Source organism: Jatrophihabitans lederbergiae (assembly GCF_031845305.1).
Lineage (GTDB): Bacteria > Actinomycetota > Actinomycetes > Mycobacteriales > Jatrophihabitantaceae > Jatrophihabitans_A > Jatrophihabitans_A lederbergiae.
Map to the genome: position 1 here is coordinate 1 of NZ_JAVREH010000119.1, position 3603 is coordinate 3603.

General features: G+C 64.0%; 3 protein-coding genes. All 3 read right to left on the reverse strand.

The genetic code is table 11. The features are described from left to right. Positions 1-249 precede the first annotated feature (249 nt). Positions 250-477, reverse strand: a complete 228-nt coding sequence (locus tag RM423_RS24250) for a hypothetical protein (RefSeq protein WP_311425609.1) — start codon at positions 475-477, stop codon at positions 250-252. Positions 478-770: 293 nt separating this feature from the next. Further along, complete coding sequence (locus RM423_RS24255; protein ID WP_311425610.1) at positions 771-2255, reverse strand: class I SAM-dependent DNA methyltransferase; 1485 nt, start codon at positions 2253-2255, stop codon at positions 771-773. Next, complete coding sequence (locus tag RM423_RS24260; RefSeq protein WP_311425611.1) at positions 2248-3276, reverse strand: restriction endonuclease; 1029 nt, start codon at positions 3274-3276, stop codon at positions 2248-2250. The genes RM423_RS24255 and RM423_RS24260 overlap by 8 nt, the downstream gene beginning before the upstream one ends. Positions 3277-3603: the final 327 nt, after the last annotated feature.

Genomic DNA, 3603 nt, shown 5'->3' on the forward strand with positions numbered 1-3603 from the left:
CACGTGGAACCGGCGCACCGAGCGACCTCGGCCAAACTGTCCTGCCCGCACGGCACAATCGGAAACCACAGAGGCTGCCGCCCCAAGAACGACGATCAACAGGCGCCGCGTGAAAGTTTCGGGTTAGTTTTGCGTCTCAGTAGCCGACGCTTCCGGGGACGAGGTGCGTGCTTCTGTCGCATGGCCTGCTACATAGGGCCTCGCTTCTGCCGCGATGCGTGGCAACCTTCGACGTCAGCTTGGACCTCGTCAAAGTTGTCGATAGTCGCCGTTGAAAGAGCCCGGGATACGAACGCCGCCACCCATCCTTCCGTCGGTGTCCCCTACGACGTGCGAGCAGGCAACCTCGCCCGAGGCATCGACCACCGCGGCAACGTGCGACGCCGAATCGTCGTGCGGGGTCACGTTCGCAATCGCCATTTGGCCGAGCAGGGTTGTCCCAATCGCATTGCCATCAGGCCACAGTTCAGCGGTCACCCGTGTCACCCGTGTCACCCGACAAGCGTCCCACCGTTCAAAGTTAGATTGCGATCCGCCGCCAGCCGCCGTCACGTGGCCAGTTCGACTGGGCGTTCGGACCATCCCGGGCGTGTCACCGCGCACCCCGGAAGCATCGATGGATCCCGCCAGACGTTTGGCGCACGCTGCTGACCATGTCGGTCGAGCCGACCTGGCGGTTACCCAGAAATCAAGCCGACGCTCACGGCCGGACCCATCTTGGAATAAGCGGAACGATCCAGTCGGCTACGACCGATATCAGCACAGCCGAGCTATCTGTCCTCTTGCATCCGGCCTTCGAGTGCGGTCGCCACAACCTCGAACTCGGCGAGCGCCGCGGTGAGGTCATCGACGATCTCGCGAGCGATTATCTCGGGAGCGGGCAAGTTGTCGAGATCTTCCAGCGACTCGTCGCGCAGCCAGCTGATGTCGAGATTAACCTTGTCGCGGGCTAGCAGCTCTTCATACGTGAACGCTTTAAACCGTTCTGATTCGGTCCGGCCATCGCGGGGTTTGCCGGGCGCGTACGCGTCGACGAAGTCGTCCAAGTCGGTGCGACGCAGCTGGCTCTGCTTGAGGGTGAAGTGCTTATTCGTGCGCAAGTCATAGACCCAGAGCTGGGACGTCCACGGCGTCTCGGAAGCGGGCTTCTTGTCGAAGAACAGCACGTTGGCCTTCACGCCGCCAGCGTAGAAGATGCCGGTCGGCAGGCGCAGCATCGTGTGGACGTCGAACTCACGCAGGAGGCGGCGCCGGATCGTCTCGCCGGCGCCGCCCTCGAACAGCACGTTGTCGGGCAGCACGACCGCGGCGCGTCCGTTGGTCGCCAGTATCGTCTTGATGTGCTGGACGAAATTGAGCTGCTTGTTGGACGTGGTGACCCAGAAGTCGTCGCGCACGATCTCCAGATCGTCGCGGGACTCCCGGCCGTCCGCGCCGATCATCGTCACTGACGACTTGCGACCGAACGGCGGATTGGCCAGGACGATGCTGAACCGCTGGCCATCGTCGGCGGTGAGCGCGTCCTTCACGCTGATCAACGAGTCGCCCTCCGGACGGCCGATGCCGTGCAGCAGCAGGTTCATCGCGGCGAGACGAGCCGTGCCATCCACCAACTCGGTGCCGCGGATGAATTTCTCCTGCAACTTCGCTCGCTCGTCGGGCGTCAGGTTCTCGGCGTCTCGCGCGGCGTAAGCGTGCGCCCACAGCAGGAAGCCGCCGGTGCCGCAGGCCGGGTCGCAGACGGTGTCGTTCACCGTCGGCTGGACGCAGTCGACCATCGCGTCGATAAGCGCGCGAGGGGTGAAGTACTGGCCCGCGCCGGACTTGATGTCCTCGGCGCCCTTAGCGAGGAGGTGCTCGTAGGCGTCGCCCTTGACGTCGACGCCAGCGGCCGACCAGTTCTCCTTGTTGATCAGCTCAACGATCAGCCGCTTGAGCTTCGCCGGATCCTGGATGCGGTTCTGTGCCTTGCGGAAGATCGTGCCGAGTGCACCGGGCTTGCGGCCGAGCTCTTCGAGAATGTGCCGATAGGTGATCTCGAGTTCGTCGCCGTCTGCGTCGAGAAGCCGCTGCCAGGAGCAGGAATCGGGGACGATCGTCATCGGCTTGATCGCCCGTGTCGCGCGCTCGTCGGCCATCTTCAGAAAGATGAGGTAGGTCAGCTGCTCGGTGTACTCGATGGTGGAGACGCCGTCGTCGCGCAAGACGTTGCAGTAAGACCACAGCTTGTCGACGAGGGCGCGGGCCTCAGTCATCCGCGCCGTCATTTACGACGAGGAGAGGGGTGAGCGGGATACGCAGCCGCCACTCCGTCGGAAGCGCTGCGTATCCGGACAGGAAGAGGTCCACCACTGCCTCGCCGTCGAGGAGGCGTAGGCCCTGCTTCTGGCGTTCGATGGACTTCGCGTCCTTGCTGTAGTTGCCAAGAGTTACGAACACGGCCAGTTCGCCGGCCGCGCGAGTTCCTTCCAGTTGCGAGACCTCCGGTGAGGAGATCGTCCCGGTGTGGTGCTTGCACTGGACCTTGATCAGCGGCGGTTCCACACCGAGCGGGTCACGGTGTGCGACGACGTCCACGCCACCGTCTTGAGAGAACGGCGTGACCCGAGCCTGGTACCCGAGGGAGCGAAGTAGCACAGCCGTGAACTCCTCGAATTCTTGGTGAGTCAGGTTCGGCGCCTTGAGCTGCTCAAGTATGAAGTCGCGCGTGTATTGGTTGACTCGTTTGACGCGCGGTTCGTCGACCGCCTCCTCGGCCTCAGCCGGTGGGGTGTTTTGCACGGCCGCATTGACCGCTGCTTCAGGGTCACCCTCCGCGCGCAGGACTGCTAGGAACTCTGCGGGATGGTTCCGAATGCCGAAGACCGTCATCGCGGACCCGATCTCGTAGAGCGCGGCCTGGGTGAAGACCGGCCGCGGTACGCCCAGCCGCTTCCACTCGACCGGTCGGTGATGCCGATGGCTGGGCGCGCCAGCAAGGAATTGGTACGGGCCCGTGGCGATGCCGATGTTGATCGTGCGGTCCGGGCGGTACGGGGCGACGACGACATCGCCAACCTGGATGTCAAAGGCAAACCTGCGGAGGATGCCCGCCTGCACCGGAATCGAGCCGCGCTTGGCCTCGGGGTACGCACCAGCGAGCGCGGCCTTGAGCGCAGTCCGGTCCGGGCCGATCTTCGAGATGTCGCCGACCTCGTCCCATCCGATGCTGATGAAGTTGCCCTCGATCAGTTCGGTCGTCAGTGCATCGTTGTGGATTCCCCAAACGCTTGTCACGTCGCAGCCACCAGCCCGTCAACCTCGTCGTCAGACGTCCGTGACGTAAGCCGCCCAGAGAAAGCCGCCTGCAACAGAGCCTGCCGCAGGATGTCGGCTCGCCGGCGGGCTTGGCGCATCTGTGCGTCTAACCGGCGGCAAGCCGAAGCGACAGCGTCATGGTGTGCCAGCAGTTGATCCTGTATATCGCGGGGCGGGAACAACGGGCCTTCGCCCCGAAAAGTGGACACGCGATTTGATTGTTATGCGGCCGGTCGTAGCGTAGCCGCGGTGGTGGTGTTCTCGTAGGTGATCGGGCTGCGGTAGCCGCAGGCGGAGTGCCGGCGG